We start from the raw sequence: 22,942 nt of genomic DNA, 5'->3' as shown, positions 1-22,942 counted from the left end.
AATTTCTGATTTTTCTTTATATTTATTATTTTAAATCATCATCACATAAAAATCTTTATCTGATGATTGCCCTAATATATGATCTGGTAATCCTAAATCCTGATTTTCCTTATCCAGAACCTACAGTCAATTTTGCTTCTTTAAAGCTTCTATTTCTTTCAATGTAGCCTGATATTCTCTTTTTATTTCTATTTGTTTTCTCATTGATTTTTCAGAGTACATCTTTTTCTTTAACTGTTGAGCCTTTTTCTCTAATTTATCTAATTGGTCACTGAGATCAATAGAGTTCCTAAGATTACTTGTTTCTAAAACTTGTAGCTCTTTCTTACCAGTTTCTTTTACAAGACTCTCATAGACATCATCTAAATCATTTCCCTCAAATTCAATGCTTACATCATCACGCGTCTGAAAGCGACGAACAATCTTAAAGTGCTTGCCATCCTTTTCTTGACTTAAAGGCTCTTTATAATGAATAAGAAGTTCTTCTTGATCTTGTGGATATTTTAATACAAAAGCTGTGTAAATCCCTAATCTTATATCTAGCTGTTCTAATAAAGTGAACGAAACATCCATTTGTTCGAGTTCTATCTCTAAAACCATGATTTGCTTCACTTTTTTCCCAGCAGGAATATTAGTGGTACTTGTATCAATCTGATGAGTAATTTGAATTGCTCTAATCTGTTCTCTTAATTCTTTCTTTTCTTTTACAGAAACATTAAGATTATCAAAAAAATCACTATTTCCCTTTTTATGAGGACGATATAGAAGGTGAGGTTTTGATAAGGCTGTATAGGATGGAAATTTAATCATCAGAATCTCCTTTCATCAATATGAAGAAACAAATTAGCTCAAAATCATCCATTCCCTCAATGCTCGTATTCATCAAATCAACAGATCCAAAGTTAAATAGGGCATCCATCGTTGAAATCTGATCATGTTCCATTAATTGATCAATTGCCTCTTGAAGCAATTCGGAATAAACAACCATTTCTTTACCGTCTTTTGTTTGACGATTAAACTTGTCTACTACTTGACTTAATGGCTTACTTTGACCCCGACAAATGCTACTGAGGTGTTCTAATATTTTCTTGCTTTCAGATGGAGATAACAGTAATTCTCCATTTTTATTGATGTAGAGGATATAATATGGGTGAAGCTGATTCTGATTATTTTTTCCTTTTAACTGTTCTTTGTTTTTTAGGACGAAAATGACACCTTCTGATTCTTTATTGGAGGCAGGTAAAATAGCTTGCAATCCTTTTGGAACTCTTTCTAACTCAGGATGTTCTTCCAAATACTTGAGAAGGTCCATACGATAATCTTCTAATCCTAAATCCATAATGGAAATACCATCATTCATCTCCTCTAGATCGACCACTTCATCTCTAAGACGTTCTAATTGTTTTCTTCGGTAATTATTATCCTCTATTTCTTCACTAGATAAAACGTTATCATCTGCTGTTGAAGTCAAGACAGAAATCTTCATTCTAGATTCAACCCTAGACTTGAGATCTATATACTCATCTAACTCAAGGTTCGGCCAAAAGTTAACCAATTGAATGTATTTATTTCGACTACCAATTCGATCCACACGACCAAATCGTTGAACAATACGGACAGGATTCCAATGGATATCGTAATTAACCATCATATCTGCATCTTGCAAGTTTTGACCTTCGGAAATCACATCTGTTGCGATTAAAAGATCAATCTCACTCTCATCACCAGGAAACAGAACATCACGAGATTTTGATTTAGGAGAGAAATAAGTTAGTAACGAATTGAGATCTTTATTTTTAGTTTCCAGAGTTGTTGCAAAACCTTTTGTACCTGAAATCTGAGCAGTGTAGAGACCATACTTATCCAAGACATACTGACTAATATGTTTATAAAGGTAGTTCGTTGTTGTCGCAAATGCGGAGAAAATGATCAATTTTTTATTGCCAGCATTGATTGGATTTTTTAGTTTCTCATCTATCAAGGTAAAAAGAGTCTGAAGTTTTTGGTCTTCTTGTGGTGTTATTTTACTGATTATATTTTCTAGCTCTGTCAATACTGCAAAATCTTGTTCTAACTCGACCTTCCAACTACGATAATCCATATCTTGTAGAGAAATCCGATTTTTCTTACCGATAGAAAACTCGAAATTACTATCTTCCAAATCAAAATCATCTTCATCAAAGTTCGGATCAACAGATAGATAATCCAAGCCTGTCAATTCATATTCCTCGATAGCCTTTAATGTCTTTTCTACATAATCTTTTACAACGTCTATTAAAGTATATCGAAAAGCTGCAACAGAACTTTCTAAACGTTTGAGCAGGTTAATCATCATCAGTTTTTTGATACCAGACTCACGACCAAACTGAGTTAAATTCCCCATTTTTCCTTCTTTACTTTTATCGTATTTAGCTCTCTTTGATGGGTAGATATGTATTGAAGGTTGATAGATAGTCAACTGTAGTTTATCAAGCAAGTGATATAATTTTTTATAGGTAATCCCAAGATTTGAAACTGTTAAATCAGGTTCAAAATTAAGAGGTTTTAAGCGCTGTGGAAACTCCCCAATAGCTTCTCTATCATAAAATTCGCGAATATGTTTTCTACTTCTAGCTATTGTTACACTATCTAGTACTTTAAAGAAATCAAAATCTAATGTAGATAATAGTTTATCTGTTGTTCTCTCTTCTGCAGGTAGGTCAGCCCACTTATTATAAGCAGATTGAGCGTTTCTGAAAATATCATTTATAGATGATTTGGTTTCTAATTTACTATCAATTTGATCCGTATCACCTTCATAGGCTAGAGCAATTTGATTTTTCAAATCATTAAAACGATTATTAACAGGTGTGGCTGATAGCATGAGTACCTTTGTAGGGACACCGGACTTTATGATGCGATTCATTAAACGGCTGTATCGATTTTCTCTCCCCTCGGATAAGTCATTTTCGCTAGAGCCTCCATTTCTAAAATTATGGGACTCATCAATGACAACCAAATCATAAGTATGCCAATTATTTAAGGCCAAATCAATTCCATTAGAGTGCCCTTTATCTCTACTGAGGTCTGTATGATAAAGGACATCATAAAGCAAATGTCTATCATAAATTGGATTATTTACATAATCATGACGATACATATTCCAGTTATTTTCTAACTTTTTAGGACAAAGTACTAAAATACGTTTGCCTCGATAAGCATAATAAGTCATGACCGCTAAAGCTGTATAAGTCTTCCCTAGACCAACCGAATCCGCTAGAATACATCCATTAAATTTTTCTAATTTAGAAATGATCGATTTCACTGCATCCTTTTGGAAATCATATAACAGCCCCCAAATCTTACTTTCTTTATAACCAACCCCTTCATTTGGTAAAAAGTCTTCATTGATATCTTCTAAAAATTCATTGAATAAATTATATAGCATCACATAGTAAATGAACTCAGGTGAATGTTCTTTGTGAGCTAGGTTTAAATTCTCCAAAAACTCTTCAGTAACATCACGAAAATAATCCTCTTCTTCCCAAAGATTATCAAATTCATCTAAATAATTTAAACTAAGTGGTGCATGATAGAGGTTTCTACTCGTTTTAAATAGAGAGACCTCATATCCTAATTCTTTGCGATCAAAGTTTTTCAAACGATCTACTGCCACTACATCATCCGCATTTTCAATTCGAATACCATTTGGCATTTCATCTGTTTCAATATTAATAGACTTAAATTGCGCTTTTCTTCGGATCCAATCAGCACATTCACGAGCAATCGCTTTTTGGGTCAGCTCATTCATCAATTTCAGTTCATACTTGCCACCAAAGATCGATTGTTCCCGTTCTTTTTTGGGTATCGTATATTCACGGAAATCTGTTTTTGTTTCATCTGTTACAAAAGTCGGATTTGTGAAAATAAATTTCAACTCTTCAATATTCTCCAATTCCTCTTTCAACTGCTGATAAGCAAACATAGAAAAGGTTGCTGCTGCAATCTTGACTCGGCTTTCTGATTTCAATTCTTTCTTTAACTCATCTCCAAGACAAATTGATCTATTATCAATTTCCATAATTCCTCCCTGTTAGACTATTTCTACTATTATATCATTCTTTGCAGATTCAAAATAGACCTTTTTCTTCTTTCCAAAAAAGGAAAGCCCTGCGGCCTTCCTTTGTCTTACTTGCGTTTCTTCTTTGCTTTTTTCATTTTGTTAGCCATGCGTTTCATAGACTGTTTCATGGCAAATTCACCGATTTTACCTTTGAGTCCGCCACCAAACATCTGGCTCATATCTGGCATTCCTGCTCCACCAAGAGCTGACAAGTCAGGCATACCACCTTGTCCCATCATTCCTTCAAGGGCAGACATATCCATTCCTCCCATATTTGGCATATTTTTTGGAAGGTTGTTTGGATTGATTCCCATTTGCTTCATCATCTTGTTCATATCGCCAGACATAACACCCTGCATAAGCTGTTTAGCTTGGTTAAAGTCTTTGATGAATTTATTAACTTCGACAAAGGTATTTCCAGAACCTGCAGCGATACGACGGCGACGGCTTGGATTTAACAAATCTGGATTTTCACGCTCTTCAGGCGTCATAGAAGACACAATGGCACGTTTGCGCGCAATCTGACGCTCATCCACCTTCATATTTTGAAGGGCTGGATTGTTGGCCATACCTGGAATCATCTTGAGCAAGTCTTCCATTGGTCCCATGTTTTGCACCTGATCCAACTGATCGATGAAATCATTGAAATCAAAGGTGTTTTCACGCATCTTCTCAGCCATTTCAAGGGCTTTTTGCTCATCGTATTCCTGAGAAGCTTTCTCAATCAGAGTGAGCATATCCCCCATACCAAGGATACGGCTAGACATACGGTCTGGGTGGAAGGTTTCAATGTCCGTAATCTTTTCACCTGTACCAGTGAACTTGATTGGTTTACCAGTAATATGACGAACAGATAGAGCCGCACCACCACGAGTATCCCCATCAATCTTAGTAAGGATCACCCCAGTGACTTCTAACTGAGCATTGAACTCACGCGCAACATTAGCCGCTTCTTGACCAATCATGGCATCAACGACAAGCAGGATTTCATTTGGCTGAGCCAAGGCTTTCACGTCACGAAGCTCATTCATCAAAAGCTCATCAATCTGCAAACGACCTGCCGTATCAATCAAGACATAGTCGTTGTGATTGGCTTGGGCTTGTTCCAAACCTTGACGTACAATCTCAACAGCTGGAACCTCTGTCCCAAGTGCAAAAACAGGCACATCAATTTGTTGCCCCAAGGTCTTAAGCTGATCAATGGCAGCTGGACGATAGATATCCGCTGCAATCATCAATGGACGAGCATTTTCTTCCTTCTTGAGTTTGTTGGCCAATTTACCAGCAAAAGTTGTTTTACCAGCGCCCTGCAAACCAACCATCATGATGATTGTAGGAATCTTAGGTGACTTGATAATCTCCGCTGTGTCAGAACCTAAAACAGCTGTCAGTTCCTCATCAACGATTTTAATAATCTGTTGCGCTGGATTAAGGGTATCAATGACCTCATGTCCGACTGCACGCTCACGAACTTTCTTGATAAAGTCCTTTACAACAGGCAAGGCAACGTCGGCCTCAAGCAAGGCCAAGCGAATTTCTTTGGTTGCCTCTTGGACATCAGATTCAGAGATTTTTCCTTTTTTACGTAGATTTTTAAAGACGTTCTGTAAACGTTCTGTTAAACTTTCAAATGCCATTTTTCTTCCTCTTATTCTCTATTATCAATGCTTGTTAAAATTTCTATCTGCTCCTGCAGAAAGTCATCCTTGGGATAGCGCTCCAAAATCTGATCAAAAATCTGACTGCGGACAATGTAGTCCGAGTACATGTGCAATTTCATCTCATAATCTTCCAGAATCTTTTCTGTTCGCTTGATATTGTCATAGACAGCCTGACGACTAACTCCAAACTCCTCAGCTATCTCGGCAAGGCTGTAATCATCAGCGTAGTAGAGCTCTATGTAGTTCATTTGCTTGTCTGTCAAAAGCGCTGCATAAAATTCAAAGAGCGCATTCATACGATTGGTTTTTTCGATTTCCATAACTTTTATTATACCAAAAAATAGCCTAATCTACCACACTAGGAAGTCACTCTAAGAAGATAGTCAGGTAAATTTGAAAAAGACAAGAGACTAACCCCAAGTAATTTCCAAGTGATAGCTGGCAAAGAGTTGTCCCTCTTGATTTTGTAATTGATAGTCTAAATAGATCTTTTGTCCATCCACTTGATAACGATTCGTTTGGATGATAAACTCCTGCATGCCCATAGGTGTAGGAATATAGGCTAAACTATCGCTATCCTTTAGAAAGCGCATAATGGTCTTGGGATTGGAAAATCGGCTCATCACAAGTTCTTGACCATGAAATTTAATCACTACTTTTTCCTTTTCCTCATTATAAAAAAGCAGGTAGCTATAATCTCCCTTTTCGTGCACTTCAACATCATAGAGTTGGTCAATCACTTCCAACTGTTCATCAAATTGAATCGTATTTCGCATCCGAATCTTCACATCAAGTCCTCTTTCTTCTCTCTTGTCCTACTATTTTACCAAAAAGAGCAGGATTTTGCTATAATGGTCATATGAACGAAAAAGTATTCCGTGACCCAGTTCACAACTACATCCATGTCAATAATCAAATCATCTATGACTTGATTAATACAAAAGAATTTCAACGTCTGCGTCGTATCAAACAGCTTGGGACTTCCAGTTATACCTTCCACGGTGGAGAACATAGTCGCTTCTCTCACTGTCTAGGAGTCTATGAAATTGCACGACGTATCACGGAGATTTTTGAAGAAAAATATCCTGAAGAATGGAATCCTGCTGAATCACTCCTCACCATGACCGCTGCTCTCCTCCATGACCTTGGGCATGGTGCCTACTCCCATACTTTTGAACATCTTTTTGATACCGATCATGAGGCCATTACTCAGGAAATCATCCAAAGTCCTGAGACGGAAATTCACCAAGTCCTGCTACAAGTGGCGCCAGATTTTCCAGAAAAGGTTGCCAGTATCATCGACCACACCTATCCTAATAAGCAGGTCGTGCAGCTCATTTCTAGTCAGATTGATGCAGACCGTATGGACTATCTCTTGCGCGACTCCTATTTTACAGGGGCATCTTATGGGGAATTTGACCTGACTCGCATCCTCCGGGTCATTCGTCCTATCGAAAATGGGATTGCCTTTCAGCGAAATGGCATGCACGCCATCGAAGACTACGTCCTCAGTCGTTACCAGATGTACATGCAGGTTTATTTCCACCCAGCAACACGGGCCATGGAAGTTCTCCTACAGAATCTTCTCAAGCGCGCCAAGGAACTCTATCCTGAGGACAAAGACTTCTTTGCACGAACTTGCCCACACCTCCTACCTTTCTTTGAAAAAAATGTGAATTTATCTGACTATCTGGCTCTGGATGATGGTGTGATGAATACCTACTTCCAGCTCTGGATGACCAGTCCTGACAAAATACTTGCAGACCTGTCGCAACGCTTTGTCAACCGCAAGGTCTTTAAATCCATTACCTTTTCACAAGAGGACCAAGACCAACTCGCTAGCATGAGAAAATTGGTTGAGGACATTGGCTTCGATCCAGACTACTATACTGCCATTCATAAGAACTTTGACCTCCCTTATGATATCTATCGTCCCGAATCTGAAAATCCACGGACACAAATTGAAATTTTACAAAAGAATGGTGAACTGGCAGAACTCTCTAGCCTGTCTCCTATCGTCCAATCCCTTGCTGGAAGTCGCCACGGAGATAATCGTTTCTATTTTCCGAAAGAAATGTTAGACCAAAACAGTATCTTCGCAAGTATTACCCAGCAATTTTTACACTTGATTGAGAACGATCATTTTACCCCAAATAAAAACTAGAAGAGGAAATTTATGAGTATTAAACTAATTGCCGTCGATATTGACGGAACCCTTGTCAACAGCCAAAAGGAAATCACTCCTGAGGTCTTTTCTGCCATCCAAGATGCCAAAGAAGCTGGTGTCAAAGTCGTCATTGCAACTGGCCGTCCTATCGCAGGTGTTGCCAAACTTCTGGACGACTTGCAGTTGAGGGACGAGGGTGACTATGTCGTGACCTTCAATGGTGCCCTTGTCCAAGAAACTGCTACAGGCCATGAAATTATCAGCGAATCCTTAACCTATGAGGATTATCTGGATATGGAATTCCTCAGTCGCAAGCTCGGTGTCCACATGCACGCTATTACCAAGGACGGTATCTATACTGCCAATCGCAATATCGGAAAATACACAGTGCACGAATCAACCCTCGTCAGCATGCCTATCTTTTACCGCACTCCTGAAGAAATGGCTGACAAGGAAATTGTCAAATGTATGTTCATCGATGAACCTGAGATTCTCGATGCTGCGATTGAAAAAATTCCAGCAGAATTTTATGAGCGCTACTCCATCAACAAATCTGCTCCTTTCTACCTCGAACTCCTTAAAAAGAATGTAGACAAAGGTTCAGCCATCACTCACCTAGCTGAAAAACTCGGATTAACCAAAGATGAAACCATGGCTATCGGTGACGAAGAAAATGACCGCGCCATGCTGGAAGTCGTTGGGAATCCCGTTGTCATGGAAAATGGAAATCCAGAAATCAAAAAAATCGCCAAATACATCACTAAATCTAATGATGAATCTGGCGTTGCCCATGCCATCCGTACATGGGTACTGTAAAAGGGGATGAATAAACGAAAACCACTCAGCTGAGCGGTTTTTTGTCTATTTCATCTTAGAATTAGCAATAATTTCAAAAAATAAATCAGTTTCCTTTGATAACTCGATTGAGTAATCTGTCCATCCAACCAGATTATCATCAAATGATTCTATCGCAAATAAAAGTAGATTTCTTGCAAGTTCTTGAGTAATTAAATCTTTTGGTGTCACGATATTGTTATTTTTTCTATCACAATAAATTACTTGTTCTCTTAAATCTTTCAATTCTCCAGAATAAATAAATTTAAAAATTTTTTCCAAATTTTCATTAGAAATTGCATTTTTAATCCTTTCGCCCATACAAATAGTGTAGCTCGCTCCAACAATTTGTTTAGACTTATGATCTCTTAATTTATCTTTTCTCACATAGGAATCTGAACCTTTAATAAATATTCCCATTTGAATTTTTCCAACCTCTTCTAGCACACTAATAGCTAAAAAAGAGGAGGAGGTATATGAATTATTTATATATAAAACATATGAATCCGAAATCAACTGAACAACATGATCTAAGCATTTATTCAATTCTTCTTTTGAAGAAATATAAAAATTGCTAGTTCCGTTTAAGATAGATTCTATCTTATCAAAAGAAAAATCTTTATCGACCATTAGTACTCCAAATTTTATAATTCATGATAATTTGTCAAAGTAATTCTAGGGGTTGCTTATCAAACCTATGTCAACACTTTATATAATTCTTGTAATTAGGGGCGAATTTGGGGCGAAACACCTCAAACACCTATTAAAATCAATAGTTTATATGCCCCCTGCAGGAATCGAACCTGCAACTACTCCTTAGGAGGGAGTTGTTATATCCATTGAACTAAGGGAGCTAGATAAAAACTCTGCTGAAAAAGCAGAGTTTTTTAGTCGAATTAACGACGGATTTCTTTGATACGAGCTGCTTTACCTTGAAGAGCACGCAAGTAGTACAATTTCGCACGACGTACTTTACCGTAACGAACAACTTCGATCTTTTCAACACGTGGAGTGTGGATTGGGAAGATACGCTCAACACCTACACCGTTAGAGATTTTACGAACTGTGTAGTTTTCTGAGATACCAGCACCTTTACGTGCGATAACAACACCTTCAAAAATCTGGATACGTTCACGGTTACCTTCGACAACTTTCGCGTGTACACGAACAGTGTCACCAGGACGGAATGATGGGATATCTGTACGAAGTTGACCTTCAGTCAAGCTTTGGATTAATGGATTCATTTTTTTCTCCTATCTTTGTCAATCTTGAGGAACCTTCCTCAGCGGATAAACTGTATTTTTGTGCGTCCATTACACACAAGATACAGTTTACCAAATTTCCACAAAAAAGTAAAGAAATTTATAGCAGAAGTTTGTGTCTATTTTTTTGAGGTAGTAAAAAAATACATCAAAAACGGAAATGTAAAAACAAGGCTAAACAATTTTACTTGCTCAGCCTTGACATCTACTAAAATTTCTGATAGTATTAATCTTACTGATAAACAAGACCCAATTGTTTATCTTTATGAGAGGTACGTTGCTGCGTGCCTCTTTTTTTATTGATAAAATTATTATACAATTTTTATTACTATAAGTCAAGAGTTTACTGAGTTTATGACATTTTATTTATTGATTTTTTTGCCTGCAAATCGTTGTTTATCTCTCTGTTTTCGGCCCTTCCAAGAAGAATTTACAATCGTCCCTAAACTTCTTGGAGCTTGATCGATCTTTTTGCGTACTTTTGCACTACTCATTCCTTCTGAGTGGTATTTTTCATATTCATTTCTCCAATCACCAAAAAATAAATCTCGGAGTTCTTGATTGTAAGACAACAAAATAAGATGGGACATAGCATCTGCATGATTTAATGACCAATACATTCCTCTATTTTTCATCCGATAACTGATTTTACGATGCTGACTTTCCATAATTCCTAAACTTGCTGTATCTAGATTCCTCTGTTCAGGAGGTTGCGTATATTTAAAATTTCCAAGGATTCTATTCTTAAAAACCTTAAAAGTATCAATCTTCTTTTCGTTCTGATTAAGTAGGACGAGTGATTCTAGTGTATCAATAGCTGTGTTCAGTGTCTTCTTGCAATGGCTATCTATGGCTTTCATAAATTGCTCTAGTAGCTCTACAGAATACGGTTTGACCAACTTTTTTATTTCTTTGTTTATATGGTATCGATCCCAAAAATGTTGATGATGCTTTATCCCTAGATCGTGTGATATTTCCTTAAATAAATGTGGAGTATATCCGTGACCCATATCTGAATTTGTCACAAGTAGAGTATCTGACGTAATTTTAAAATGATTATAAATATAATCTACTACTCTTTTTCTTGCTGTTCGATTATTGGGTGACACAATTTCGACCTTATTTTTTAAAATTTTCCTCTTTCCGTACACCTCCGTTCCGGTATGGATGACAAAATGAGATAACTCTTTATTCTGTTGTTCCTTTTCACGTCCACTGACCTTTATCCAGACACCATCTCCTTCAAGATAAATAACAGGAGTCTCAATTTTTTTGACAGGTACTTCATCGCTATAGAATCGATAATCTTCTTTCTCATTTAACAACTGACTTGCTAGCTTTATTGCTTTTAACACCGTGTCTTTAGTGATATAAACCTGGTACATTAGTTCAATGACTTCCACTACTTTCCGATATGGTAACATTGTAGCTAGTTTAGTGATCTGATATAGCAATTCTTTGGAATAGGCAATACGTTTCTCTAGACCTAACTTCTCATCTACTGGAATTCTACATTTCCCATTCTTATACCAGCGCCTTCTTGAAAAAGTTACCTGGCCAAACGTAAAAGTAACGGTTCTCTCAGCATAGTTTACAAATTTGTACCCTCTAGCTCTCATTGTGGGTGCGATATAGTTGTCATAGTCGCTTACAAATTTATGAAATTCTTGTAAATTTTTATCTTTAAATTTCTCTACAAATTCTCTTTCATCAATAATTTTTGTATCCAAAATAAAAACACTCCCAACTAAAATCATAATAAAAAAGTATAGAGATTTTAGTTCAGGAGTTCAAATATTTTTTGTCAGCAAAGATAAAAACCTTCCCTATAAGGAAAGGTTTTTTGATTGAAATTATAATTACAATTATATTTATATTTATAGTGATAGGTTTTCAATCAGTTTATCAAGGTAATCTGATGCAGACTTTGCACCAGCTGCTTTAGCAATCTCATCTAATTTTTTCCGATTGCTTGGTTTCAAAGTAAACTGAAATTGTTTCTTACGTTCAAAACTTTCAAAGCTGGCTACATCTGAAATCTGCTCAGGTTGATGGGTTGCTTCGATAATCTGCGAAATCTCTTTTTCTTTTGGTGTGAATGCCATGACAATCTCCTTCTAATTATATTTATAATTGTATTTGTGTTTATAAATATAATTATATTGTATCATAAATTTTTGAAAAAGTCTGCTCCAGCTCAGTAAAAAACTTTTTGTGTTTTTGATAAAGCTCAGGATTCTCCTTCATATCTGCAATAGAGACCTTATCAATTGTAGAATGATTGAATAGCTCTTTTGCTGGTACAAGCCCTAGAAGGTTGTCTGTTCCCTTTTCTTTGGCTTCAAGTCCAAGGGCCTCCAGTAATTCTCTTGATGATCCATAGTTTGGTCGAATCATATTTGCTAAGAAATATAACTCAGCAGTAATGTATGATTCTCTTGTGCGATAGTCAATTACATCTTTTCTGAATGCTTCTAACCGAGTTGATAGATTGAATTTGGCATTATAACCAAACTCTGAAGGAGTCAAAGGACTAATGATTGCGTGACTGACCGCAACAGCATTTTTAGTAGCTGTCGCAAAATCTGGCCTACAATCAATCAAGATATAGTCAAACTGATCCAACTTCTTCTTTTCGTAGTTATCCTCTAGCCAAAGATAAAGTAACATATTTTTCTTATCACTGTTCTCCAGATCTCTTTCCACCGTGTCAAGCTGAACTGAACCTGGAATTAGACTAATATTTTCCTTGACTTGCTTAATATACACATCGCCACCTTTAAAAGCATTAGCAATTGTATTCTTGCTCTCATAGATATTATAACACTGAGTCAAATTACACTGATGGTCTAAGTCTATAAAGAGAACTTTATGCCCTTTCTTAGCCAGTCATTCCCCATAATTAAATGTTAAAGTTGTTTTTCCAACACCGCCTTTGATAGCGGCAAATGTGATAATCTTCATTCTATTTCTCCATCCCTTTTTCTATATTTCTATTATACCATTATAATTATATTTGTCAATATGTTTATAATTATATTTATAATTATTTTACAAAAAAGTTTCTCTTTCCTTTCGCTGTTCCACATTTTTCTCAATGTCTTGATGTAACTTATAATCTTTTGTAATTGTTTCTACTCGTTGATATAAAGCTTGGCGCTCAAAAGTCACCTCCTTAACAAGTTTATCGATTTCAGATTTTCGAGTGCTAGGATCTACTCTCAGATCTTTCAGAATGGAAATAGCTAACGTTGATTCCTGAGGATCGCTTGATTCCAATGCAAGAAATGCAGACTGAATTTTATTAAGATCCCCCAATCGTTGATCCAGTTTAGCAAGTAAGCTATCTACTTCTTCTAGCTCCTCTTCAAAACGATTTAACAATTCATCAAATTGCTGTCCTTCTGTCACTCCATGAGCAGATAGATAATTGTATTCACGAACAAGCTGATCCAAACTGGAGATTTTAGGATTTTTTCGGACAATCATTTCTCCATTATCATACGACAACTGGGAAGCGACTGTTTCTCCCTTCATGTACCGATTCTTATCAGCGTGTTCAGGATTAACAAAATAGTAGAAGTCATTCTTTCTGATAAAAATTTCATAAGAGCCATCTTCTGCTTTTTCAATCTGATGAGCTGGAATAAGAATGGTTCCCTTATTTCTAATCCCAAATTCCATTTCAAGATAGATTCCATTTTTTGTTTCTTCCATCACCTGCCATTCTTCAACTGTGATTCTCATTTCAAAATCATCTTCTCGTTCTGCTACCATTTTTTCATATTCGGATTTTATTTCATCGACAGATAAGGTCACCTCGTTAGCAACCACTCTCTCAGAAACTTTCTCTAAAGAATAATTTCCTTTTTTTGACAAAGTTCGATCCCTAACATTTCTGGTTTGATCCTGGTCAGTTAAACGATATTTTATTTCCTTCCCTGAAGTATCAACTATTAGATTTAAAGCTCGTGCCTTGATTTTAAAATCCTCTAAAGAGGTTGAGTGTTTCAAAAGAAAATCTATGCGTGATTTAATTTCATAACGAAATGAATTTTTCTTTCGGTAAGCATGATACGTCTTTCGATTAGTCCATAATCTCTCTTTGAGAATTTTAGCTCCAGCTAGGTCAGCGTACTTATTGGAAATATTAAATAGACTTCTAGCAGTATTTTTCTGCCAACGAAATTTGTTTAAGGTAACAGAGTTAGTTGAATTGAAAATAATGTGATTATGAATGTGTCCCTTATCCATGTGAGTCGCTATGACAAATTCATGTTGTCCACCAGTTAATTCTAAAATCGTTTTTCGACCAATCTCATGAATTTCTTGTGGAGTCAAATCATCTTCAGGAGAAAATGATTGGATGATATGATGAGCCAACACTCGATTCGGATTTTGAATATCCGATAGCTCTTTTGTCCCTGCTCGTTGAGCCGCATTCTTTTTGGTCAAAAGAAATTCTTCTGTCGCTGTGCTAGCATCTGTAATTCCATAAGTAGATACAAGTTGTTTGACTACTCGGCCATCTTTGACCACTGCTGGAAATTCCAGCTGTTCATCTTGTTCTAAAAAACTTGTTTTAGATGGATTCTCGATATAGCGTAAAGCATTATTTAAACTTTTTGTATCAGTCAGCTCGACCGTCTTTGCTTCATCCTCAATATATTTTGTAGACCGTCCTAAAGAAGCTACACCCTTTATCTGAAGAACCTTTGTTACAACCATCGCTCTTGTTCCTTTGTTTGATTTTCCTGTTTTTGGATAAATTGGCTGACTGTATATTTCAAATGTTTCTGCAATTCAAGAATCTGACTCAATTCATTTAGACTAGCCTGTTCATCTTCGTTTACCTTTTTTGCGACCTGATTTATATTGACCCCTATCCGATTTATTTCCTTACGTAGTTCTCTCAATTCTTCAAAATTTAAGATTTTGACCTCACCCATAATCAACATAATTCGGGCAAAGGCATTAAAATTTGTCATTCCGGATTCTGCAACCTTTGTTGAAATGAACCGTGCCTCTTCTTCCGTTAAACGAATTTTTTTCTGAATCATTCGTTTTCTTTTTTCTTTATTTTTCAAAAAATCTTCACCTCTATTCTGGCAATTTTGCTTGAGGGGCTTAGCCCCCTTTTCTTCTGGCAAGATTAGCACTTGGGTACCCAAATGCTGTTTTTAAAAAGGTCAAAGTTAGTCAGGGTGCCATCCCTGACTATTCTTGACTTTTTAAATCTTTGGGGAAATCCCCAATCCCCTAATCCCTGCAAGCAGGAATGTTATCCTATCACGAGGAAAAAGTTTGACTAAACTTTTAAGTCTTCCAGTAGAAGCTCCATTGTATCAACCATCTCCATTTTAAGAATTTCGTCTTTTAGTTGTTCAAATCGTTCATCACTCATCCCTTCAATTTCTTTAAGTACAATGGGATACATTTCTACTTCTTCTAGCTCATAGTTTGTTTTAATTCGCATATCTCTACGAAGAATGTAAAGACACTCTTTACGTGAAATGTGCTGATTGACTTCATTCACTTTTGGCGAATCTGTAGCCTCATCCTCAAAAAATATCTCCATTAAAAGATCAAAAGTTTCTTGTTTTAGATGTTCAATCATCTTCCGTTTCTCCTTTTTTGCTTTTCTTCCTACGGACTAATGCCTCCATTATCGAGGGCTGCTCAGGGACTTTTTTTCTTCCACCTGCTTTACAGCCTCCGCCTTTTGACTACCTAACTGCTCAGATTTTTCTTTTGCTTGTTGAAGTTTATCTGCAAATTTATCTTTCTTTACGCTTTTATTTTTTACCAGTTCTAACTTTGCATCCATCCGATCAATCAAACTTTTTGCTTCTTTCTGAACAATCTGCAGTTGTTCTACCATATCTTCAAAGCCATTTTTATCCTTCGCCCAGATAGCTAAATATCCAAAACTGTAACTACTAGTATCAAAACCAAAATGATTAGCTACGACATAGGCTACACTTTCAGCTTGTAATTCTTGCTTACGATATTGGTCGTCCCCATATTGTGCATTAGTTCCTCTGTGTAAATCTGAGTGAGCCATTTCATGAAAAATTGTTTTTAGAATATGTTCTTGCCCCTTCAATCCTTTTGAAATGACTATTCGATTTTCATTTGGAGAGTAATAACCATTTGCGCCCTCTCTTTTAATTTCTTCAAAACTGATAGAAACCTGATTATCCATAGAAACTGCTTTAGCTGCTCGATATAAATCTTCATAATCTTTGACAGAACCAGTCAATTCATTAATTGCTTTTGGTAATTCTTTTCCTTCTGTTTGAGAAACATCAAAGACATTCCCTAACTTAAATCGAGTAACTGTGACTTCCTTCTCTTCCATCTCATTCTCAGATGGAGAAAAACTCAACTCTTTTTGATTAGCAGAGATTTTAGTTTTCACTTGATACGGAACCCAAATTTTTAGAGCCTTAGAACCCTTTTTAACCGTTCTTTCAAAATCCGTTTTCCATTTATTAAAACTTGCAACTTGGGAAACATTAGGATTTTGCATCTTCAGCAAATGAATATTGTTGAGTGAGTAGTTGTGAAACTTACTCATCGTATCCAAGAATGATTTAAACTGTTCTGAATCCAAATAGTTCTTCATTCCTTCTTTCAAGTGTTCAGCTAAAGCTTTTGTATCTTTATTTGCGACTAACTGGGAAATGGTTTGTTCTGAACTTTTAGCAACAATTGCATCGGTGATAATCGCTCCAGTTTCCGCTTCAGCATCTGTCCTTCTTTCTCGATCTTCCTGTTTTTGATGAAGGTTAGAAGCACTATTGTATGGATCTGTTCCCTGCAGCATCTCATCAGAATTGGAAATACCATCACCATCCAAATCACGATCTCTCTCATCTTTTCGGTTATACTGATAATTTTTTTCATATGGATTATCTAGTGTCTCTTGCGAATCTTTGACTTGTAATTTTTCAAATTCTTCTCGAACATTGGCAATAGTTTGTTCAACTTTTTCTGATAAATCATTCACTTCTTTTTGCCATTTTTCTACAAGAGCTACTTGTTCTTGAGGCGAATCTCTAACTCCTAACTTCTCAAACCAAGCAGATAAATTGACTACCTCAACACTATCCATTCCATCAAAAGAAATAAATCCTAGACGACTATCCTGACTACTATCTGTAAATCCGATGGGACTGTTTTTTAAATCTCCATAAGGGAGTTGAGATAATAGTTGATCTGCATAAGGAGTATCTTCCAAAGCGTAACTGAACTGAGAAATATCTAGTTCACTCACCAATCTCTCCAGATGATATTGATTAAATAATTCCCCATCTATCTTCATCAGTTCTGGATGCTCTCTCATTTCTCGTGTACCAAGTCTTTCTTTATGAGCGATTGGGTTAATCTCCTCACCAATATTGTAACGGATACCATCCTGAATCAGTTCACCATCAGGGCTGTATAAAGTAAATTGAACCTTTGTAAAAGGAGTATAAGAAGCACCTTCTACCTGGTTCATTCGATCACTTACACTTGCATGATGCTTTTCGTAATAGATATTATTCTGCTTATATAGCTCTGTTGCAAAAGACTGATAATCAACTAACTCTGTTTCACTAAAAAGTAAACTTGGCCCACCATCATGCTTTTCTGCCCATTGAAGGCGGACATTGTAGTTATTTTTGTCAATCTCATTTGGTTGAATTGCCTCAAACAAGCCATTTTCTATAATCGATTGCAATTCTTTGCCATCATTCTTGATGTAATCCTCGTTGATCGATAGCTGTTCGATTAGACCGTCGCGGTCACGAAAAACACCAAGAATTATCTTTTCTTTTCCTCCTAGCTCATATGATAATGTTTCTTTTACTTTCATCAAAGAAGCAGGAACTCCAATCCCATCAATATCTCTTAGCGCAAGCAACAAATCTTTATCCTCAGACATGATTGCTTGAGATAAATCAATACGATTGAATTTTTCAATTTGAGATAAATCATCAAAATAGAAAGAACCTGCATCAATAATTGCTTCAAAGTCAGGTAACACTTGTAGTTTTTCAAATGCTGCTCCCCTATTAGCAATCATAATATTATCAAATCTCCCTCTTCCCTCCACAAAATCAAGTAGTGTTTGTTCTGGGGTTTGGTCATCTTTTATTGGCGCAATTCCTGTAAGGTGCATGAAATTCTCTTTATAAAAAGAAACAGATACTACTTTAATATCTTCTTCATCTTTAAAAAAATAGTACACCTTACTATCTGCTAGCGTATTTAAATACCAATTAGCTGTCTGTTGCAATTGAGGTGCATAACGATTCAACTTTCGTAATTCATTTGCTTTAATTGGGTGATAATTCTGTTTATAAATTGACTTATCCGCATCCAATATAGTAAAATGGAGTAAAGATTGAGACTGAGTTTGGTTCGGTGACGAGCCATCCAAAGGTTGCGATTGTTTCGCTTCAGGTAGAGGTGCTGCCTTCTGATAAATCTCAGAAAAATCCCCGAATTCGTTCTCAGTCTTCTTTGTTTGCTCTTGAGAAGTCTCAAGAGCTTTTTCTGTGCTCTGAATTTCTTCTTGCGCTTCATAAGTATCTCCAACAGAATCGGAAGGCTTTTCATAGATTACCGTTTTATCTCCATCAATGACCATCTGTTTTTTAGGTTCTACTGAGAAGCTAATATTATGCCAGTTCTGCCTCAGCCATTCTGCATCTTTGGGAGATAAATGACTAGTGTCTATGTTCAATTCAGAACTCTGATCATATTGCTTTTTTTGTTTGGACAACAAGTTGTTTACCACCTCTCTTTCCTCCTTCGTATTAGGGAGATATTGAGATGATTGTTCAAATTTTCCTTCTTCTGTCAGTTCTAAAGCTACTTGACGTAGCCCTTTTACAAAGTAGATATTTGGATGTTTAGCCCATTGTTTGACCTCTCCAGAATCAATTATATTCTGTGCTTCTGGTTGAATAACGAATCCGTCATCTTTTTTAGGACTACTTGGTACATCCTCTGCTTCATACTTAGTTTCATTCTCGTACGATTCCGACATACTATCTTTTCTCCCTCTTTCTTGATTAATGATTGTTTGATATTCTTGACGGACTTCTTCCTTTGTCAATTGCCTATCTGACACAAAAGCTTTTACATCATCTGCAGTTAGCTCTTGCGCTTTTGTAAGAGCTATTTCCTTCTCAAAAAAGCCCTGGTAATGCCAGGACTTTTCATCTGCTGTGTAAACATGCGCCAGCTCCGTAGGAGCTTCATTCCCCCTCTTCAGAAAGTCATTCCAATCTTCCTTCTCCTGGTCTCTCTGAAGGATAGGGGGAATCGCAATCTGTACTGGAATCCCCTTTTCCTGCAGACCAGTTATAAATTTATGACCAGCCATATCATTATCTACAGCCAAGGTAATCATATCCTGATGCTGACCGTCTTTAAAATAGTTCGTTGTCCTAGCGACTACTTCTAGAGCTTTCCCGGTATTATGATTGACTTGATAGGATTTATCATTTATCTCTGCATACAATTCCATAAACCGTCTACTAATGATTCCTTCTTTTACTCCATCCATAGCTACTAAGCGGACATCCTGAAGACTATCTTTATGAAGCTCATAGTAGCTCATTAGATCGATTGGAGCTTCCGCAAATACTAAACGTTTAGGATTCCCAATATCAATTGAAAAGCCTAGTTGTCCGTCTGAATTTCTCATAATTTGTTTTAAGCGCCCACGTTCAGGATAGTATTCCCGATTCTCTACTATTCCCTGAAGACTCGCTCCAGCTAAAAAGCCTGTGTTATCTTTATACTTAAAGACAATCACAGGCTCAAAATAGTCTCCTTTTTTTCGGATTGCTTCCGCTATACTGCCTTGGCTAATAAAGAAGTTAATCGTATCATCTGAAAGGCCTCTCTGTGCCTTCAAATAGCGTCTAGAAGCGCTGAAATTCTGACGCTCATATCTTTCCAAGTGATAGCTAAAAGGCTCTTTTGAAGCCGTCTGAGCTTCTGAATTAACTTGTTTAAATTCTCCAGTTTCCAAAAAATGCATCGCTTCTTTGTAAGAAACTCCTTTTATGGATTGAACTAACTGAATGACATCCCCAAATTCAGTTCTTGAATTCCAGTGAAATTCATTTTTCCTTGTATCGATTACAAATGAATCGTGCTCCGTCCAGGTATAACTATAGCTTCCTGTACGCTTTAACTCTATGCCTAGTTGCTCTGCAACAGAAATAATAGATAATCTTTTGGCTTCCTCTTTGCTTAATGCCATCTGTTACCTCCCTACAATGAAAATTCTGCCCCTTCTTTTTCTGCTACTATATCTTGTGTCTGTTCTTTCTCAAGTTCTTTGGCTACTACAAAACGGTTTAAATCAGGAAAATGGAGTTGGGCTTGTTTTAGCTTATCATGAATTAACAAGTTCTCGTCGATATGATAGACTGCTTCCTGATGGCCATTAAATCCTTTCTCTAGATCAATATCATCAAAGCGGATAACAGCCAACTCTGTCAAACTTCCCTTATACCAAGCTCCAATCTCACTTTCAAGATAAAACCGAACGGATTCTCTATCTTCCGTCTTTGTATCCCGTAAATAAGCTAGTTCCCAGCTTTCACCCTGAGAATATCCAGTGACCTCTTGAACGATTAACTCCTGATTATTCGTTCCTAAAATTTGGTTAATATCTCCTAAACGTGGTACTAGAATTTCCTGAGCTAGTGAAACGGCTTCTGTACCATAGTTAAAAAACTCATATTGTTCTCTATCTTCTACATAGTTCCTAACGAAATCTGAATAATGAGGGAAACGCTCCTGAAAACTAGGTGAAATCATCCCATAAATATAAGCTTGTTTTAATGTTTCAAACTGAGCTATTTGATAATATGAGGAATCAAGCTTACCCTCTTGATTCAACAGTTCCTTGATATTTTCTGGAAGTTGAATGGGTTCTGAATCTGGCCAAGTTTTCTTAGAATAGTTGATTACTTCTTCGTAGAGAATCATATCAATCTCTGGATTCTTCATTTCAAACAAAACATCTACAATTTGAGCTGATTCTGAAAGATTGGAACGATAATCAGTAATCAAGCCATCTTTACGAACCTCCCATTCCTCAACCTGAGCATTTTCTGGAGTTCGTAGTAACAATACCTCCTCAGCTTCTAGATCAACTCCAATGACCTGATCGCCATTCGGTAGCTGATCCATCTCCAATTCCTGGATCTTAGCATCTAATTGATTATTAACCTGAAGCAAGTCTTGTTTCAAGTGAAATAATTCTTCTGCATTGACTTGTAATTCCTCAAAGTACTCTCTGGAGATCTTCACTGGTCGAACCAATAAATCTTTCTCTCGTTGCTCTTGAGGATATGAAAATAAGTAGGGGGCAACTTCTTTGAAATCTTGATAATTCATCCATTTTATAGATTCAGTAACAATCATATTCTGGACATCGATGACATCTGTATGAGGAGTAATCCAGCCAGATAAAGCTAACTCTTTTACTGCTTCAGAGAGAGGGTAAGAAGGGATATGTTCTAAAATCCCCTCAAAATAACCAATCCCTCGTGCAGTCTCCTCCTCAACTTCACGCTTCATTCGTTTAAATTGTTTTTGTGGTAATGTATTCACAGTTTTTCCTTTCATTTTTGAAGTGATATGTTTTAATGTTATAATAGTTGGTAGATAAACTCTGAAAGAGATAATTTAATATTAGAAGAAAGAGGTAAGATATGTCATATACATACCCCGAAGCATACAGCATTGAATTAGAACACAATATTGAACCAATGGATGCTTACAATTTATCTTTAGATAAAATATTGAAAAACAAGCATAATTTCCAGTGTGACAAAAATTGTCCATTTGGACTTACACTAATAAACTTTGGTAAGTCTCCTTATACAAAGGAGCCACATTTCCGAACCAGTAACTTTGACCAAGTACATTCAGTCAACTGTCCCGTAGTACAAAATCGATATGAGAAACGGGCGCAGGAAACAACGATAGAAGAAAGTTATACATTTGAACGGGACAAAAATACTGTTAAAGTAGATATTAATTTGGTTACAGCTACATTTACAGAAATAACTAATTCATTAAAAACAGAAGAACAAGTCTCAACTGAAATAAGGTCGAAAAAATCTACTACTTCTAATAACATATCGGAAAAGACCTTCAATAGTCATGTAAAATCTCTAAGTCGTCTGGTTCAACTTTATAAAGAGTTTAAATCTGGAGAAAAATATACCTTTTTAGATTCTTCAGGAAACAAATTAAATCTTGACTTGTACTTTCAAAATTTAGATAATAACTCACTCATCAACGAGCATGAAACAAAAGTTTACTTTGCAAAAGCTACGGTTCGATACGTTAAAGCTGATCAAGAAAAAGATTCTTATTTTTTAATTAGAATCAAACAAAGTTGCCAAATGGACAACTTAATAATACCTCCAACATTCATAATTAATGAGAGCCTAGCTAATCAACAAGGAGTCAAACAAAGACTAGAAACTTTAAAAAAGGCTGACAAAAAGAAGAAAGAACTCACTATTTATTATCTTGGGCCATTTAAAAAATACAAAAACAGTTATATAAATGCTTCTATCCCTCATGAAAAAATACTAAGACACATTGTGCTATCTAGTTCTTAGTTTCTATATAGCCAAGTTCGTCTGTAGAAAAACCAACAATCTTATAGAAGCCTATGGCTCCAAAAGTTTCTAATAAATGAGTTTCCGCTACCCTTTTAGCTGTATCAAAATCACGAAAAAAACCTGCATGAGCAAAATTTTCATGCCAGGTTATTTTTTCGCCTTCCTGATGCAGCCACACATACTGATCCCAATTTATAGCAATTAAAACGCAATAAGAATCATAAAATTCCATTAGATTTCCTTTCTTTCCTAACTGACTTTAA

The 22,942-nt window shown here is 36.3% G+C and carries 18 protein-coding genes, 1 tRNA gene and 1 pseudogene; 3 read left to right on the top strand and 17 right to left on the bottom strand.

Translation table 11 applies throughout. From position 1 onward, the window contains the following. Positions 1 to 126: 126 nt before the first annotated feature. The 5 genes from AXK38_04385 to AXK38_04365 all read right to left on the bottom strand — a co-directional run bounded on the left by AXK38_04385 (position 127) and on the right by AXK38_04365 (position 6,539). Positions 127 to 810, bottom strand: a complete 684-nt coding sequence (locus AXK38_04385) for a hypothetical protein (protein AMH88532.1) — start codon at positions 808 to 810, stop codon at positions 127 to 129. Beyond that, complete coding sequence (locus AXK38_04380) at positions 803 to 4,060, bottom strand: helicase (GenBank protein AMH88531.1); 3,258 nt, start codon at positions 4,058 to 4,060, stop codon at positions 803 to 805. Before AXK38_04380 ends, AXK38_04385 begins: the two co-directional genes overlap by 8 nt. Positions 4,061 to 4,167: 107 nt before the next feature. Next, positions 4,168 to 5,739 carry a signal recognition particle gene (locus tag AXK38_04375; GenBank protein AMH88530.1) on the bottom strand — a complete coding sequence of 524 codons (1,572 nt, stop codon included), beginning with the start codon at positions 5,737 to 5,739 and terminating at the stop codon, positions 4,168 to 4,170. 11 nt (positions 5,740 to 5,750) lie between these two features. Further along, positions 5,751 to 6,083: a DNA-binding protein gene (locus AXK38_04370; GenBank protein AMH88529.1), complete on the bottom strand. Its 333-nt coding sequence runs from the start codon at positions 6,081 to 6,083 to the stop codon at positions 5,751 to 5,753. Between the two features lie 90 nt (positions 6,084 to 6,173). After that, positions 6,174 to 6,539, bottom strand: coding sequence for a hypothetical protein (locus tag AXK38_04365; protein AMH88528.1), 366 nt, complete (start codon positions 6,537 to 6,539; stop codon positions 6,174 to 6,176). Between the two features lie 83 nt (positions 6,540 to 6,622). Here AXK38_04365 and AXK38_04360 point away from each other — a divergent pair, with 83 nt between their 5' ends. Together AXK38_04360 and AXK38_04355 are read left to right on the top strand one after the other, a co-directional pair. Beyond that, positions 6,623 to 7,927, top strand: a complete 1,305-nt coding sequence (locus AXK38_04360) for a phosphohydrolase (protein ID AMH88527.1) — start codon at positions 6,623 to 6,625, stop codon at positions 7,925 to 7,927. Between the two features lie 12 nt (positions 7,928 to 7,939). Next, entirely contained in the window at positions 7,940 to 8,746 is an 807-nt protein-coding gene (locus AXK38_04355) for a sugar-phosphatase (protein AMH88526.1), read from the top strand. Positions 8,747 to 8,791: 45 nt separating this feature from the next. On the opposite strand, the gene AXK38_04350 is transcribed toward AXK38_04355, so the two are convergent. The 11 genes and pseudogenes from AXK38_04350 to AXK38_04300 form a co-directional block, all read right to left on the bottom strand. Next, positions 8,792 to 9,394, bottom strand: coding sequence for a hypothetical protein (locus AXK38_04350; protein AMH88525.1), 603 nt, complete (start codon positions 9,392 to 9,394; stop codon positions 8,792 to 8,794). A 152-nt stretch (positions 9,395 to 9,546) separates the two neighbouring features. After that, positions 9,547 to 9,618 (bottom strand) — tRNA-Arg (locus tag AXK38_04345). A gap of 42 nt (positions 9,619 to 9,660) precedes the next feature. Next, the gene (gene rplS, locus AXK38_04340; protein ID AMH88524.1) at positions 9,661 to 10,008 is read right to left on the bottom strand and encodes a 50S ribosomal protein L19; all 348 of its coding nucleotides are present in this window, start codon (positions 10,006 to 10,008) and stop codon (positions 9,661 to 9,663) included. A gap of 380 nt (positions 10,009 to 10,388) precedes the next feature. Further along, complete coding sequence (locus AXK38_04335; GenBank protein ID AMH88523.1) at positions 10,389 to 11,756, bottom strand: transposase; 1,368 nt, start codon at positions 11,754 to 11,756, stop codon at positions 10,389 to 10,391. A gap of 147 nt (positions 11,757 to 11,903) precedes the next feature. Then, a complete protein-coding gene (locus tag AXK38_04330) occupies positions 11,904 to 12,131 on the bottom strand; it encodes a hypothetical protein (GenBank protein AMH88522.1) in 228 nt (75 codons plus the stop codon). A 52-nt stretch (positions 12,132 to 12,183) separates the two neighbouring features. Next, positions 12,184 to 12,990 (bottom strand): annotated as a pseudogene (locus AXK38_04325) (peptide transporter). An 87-nt stretch (positions 12,991 to 13,077) separates the two neighbouring features. Continuing rightward, a complete protein-coding gene (locus AXK38_04320; GenBank protein AMH88521.1) occupies positions 13,078 to 14,754 on the bottom strand; it encodes a relaxase in 1,677 nt (558 codons plus the stop codon). Beyond that, on the bottom strand, positions 14,745 to 15,113 hold the full coding sequence (locus AXK38_04315; GenBank protein ID AMH89631.1) for a mobilization protein: 369 nt from the start codon (positions 15,111 to 15,113) through the stop codon (positions 14,745 to 14,747). Before AXK38_04315 ends, AXK38_04320 begins: the two co-directional genes overlap by 10 nt. Before the next feature lie 221 nt (positions 15,114 to 15,334). After that, positions 15,335 to 15,643 (bottom strand): hypothetical protein, encoded by a 309-nt coding sequence (locus AXK38_04310; GenBank protein AMH88520.1) that lies wholly within the window; start codon positions 15,641 to 15,643, stop codon positions 15,335 to 15,337. Between the two features lie 48 nt (positions 15,644 to 15,691). After that, positions 15,692 to 20,293 carry a hypothetical protein gene (locus AXK38_04305; GenBank protein AMH88519.1) on the bottom strand — a complete coding sequence of 1,534 codons (4,602 nt, stop codon included), beginning with the start codon at positions 20,291 to 20,293 and terminating at the stop codon, positions 15,692 to 15,694. A gap of 11 nt (positions 20,294 to 20,304) precedes the next feature. Then, the gene (locus tag AXK38_04300; protein ID AMH88518.1) at positions 20,305 to 21,654 is read right to left on the bottom strand and encodes a hypothetical protein; all 1,350 of its coding nucleotides are present in this window, start codon (positions 21,652 to 21,654) and stop codon (positions 20,305 to 20,307) included. Positions 21,655 to 21,755: 101 nt separating this feature from the next. Between AXK38_04300 and AXK38_04295 the strand changes: the two genes are divergently transcribed. After that, entirely contained in the window at positions 21,756 to 22,676 is a 921-nt protein-coding gene (locus AXK38_04295; GenBank protein AMH88517.1) for a hypothetical protein, read from the top strand. On the opposite strand, the gene AXK38_04290 is transcribed toward AXK38_04295, so the two are convergent. Further along, positions 22,666 to 22,911, bottom strand: coding sequence for a hypothetical protein (locus tag AXK38_04290; GenBank protein AMH88516.1), 246 nt, complete (start codon positions 22,909 to 22,911; stop codon positions 22,666 to 22,668). The genes AXK38_04295 and AXK38_04290 overlap by 11 nt on opposite strands. Positions 22,912 to 22,942: the final 31 nt, after the last annotated feature.

The organism is Streptococcus mitis, assembly GCA_001560895.1.
GTDB classification, from domain to species: Bacteria; Bacillota; Bacilli; order Lactobacillales; family Streptococcaceae; genus Streptococcus; species Streptococcus mitis_Q.
The sequence above is the reverse complement of the archived record's forward strand: the minus strand, read 5'-3'. Positions and strand labels throughout refer to the sequence as shown.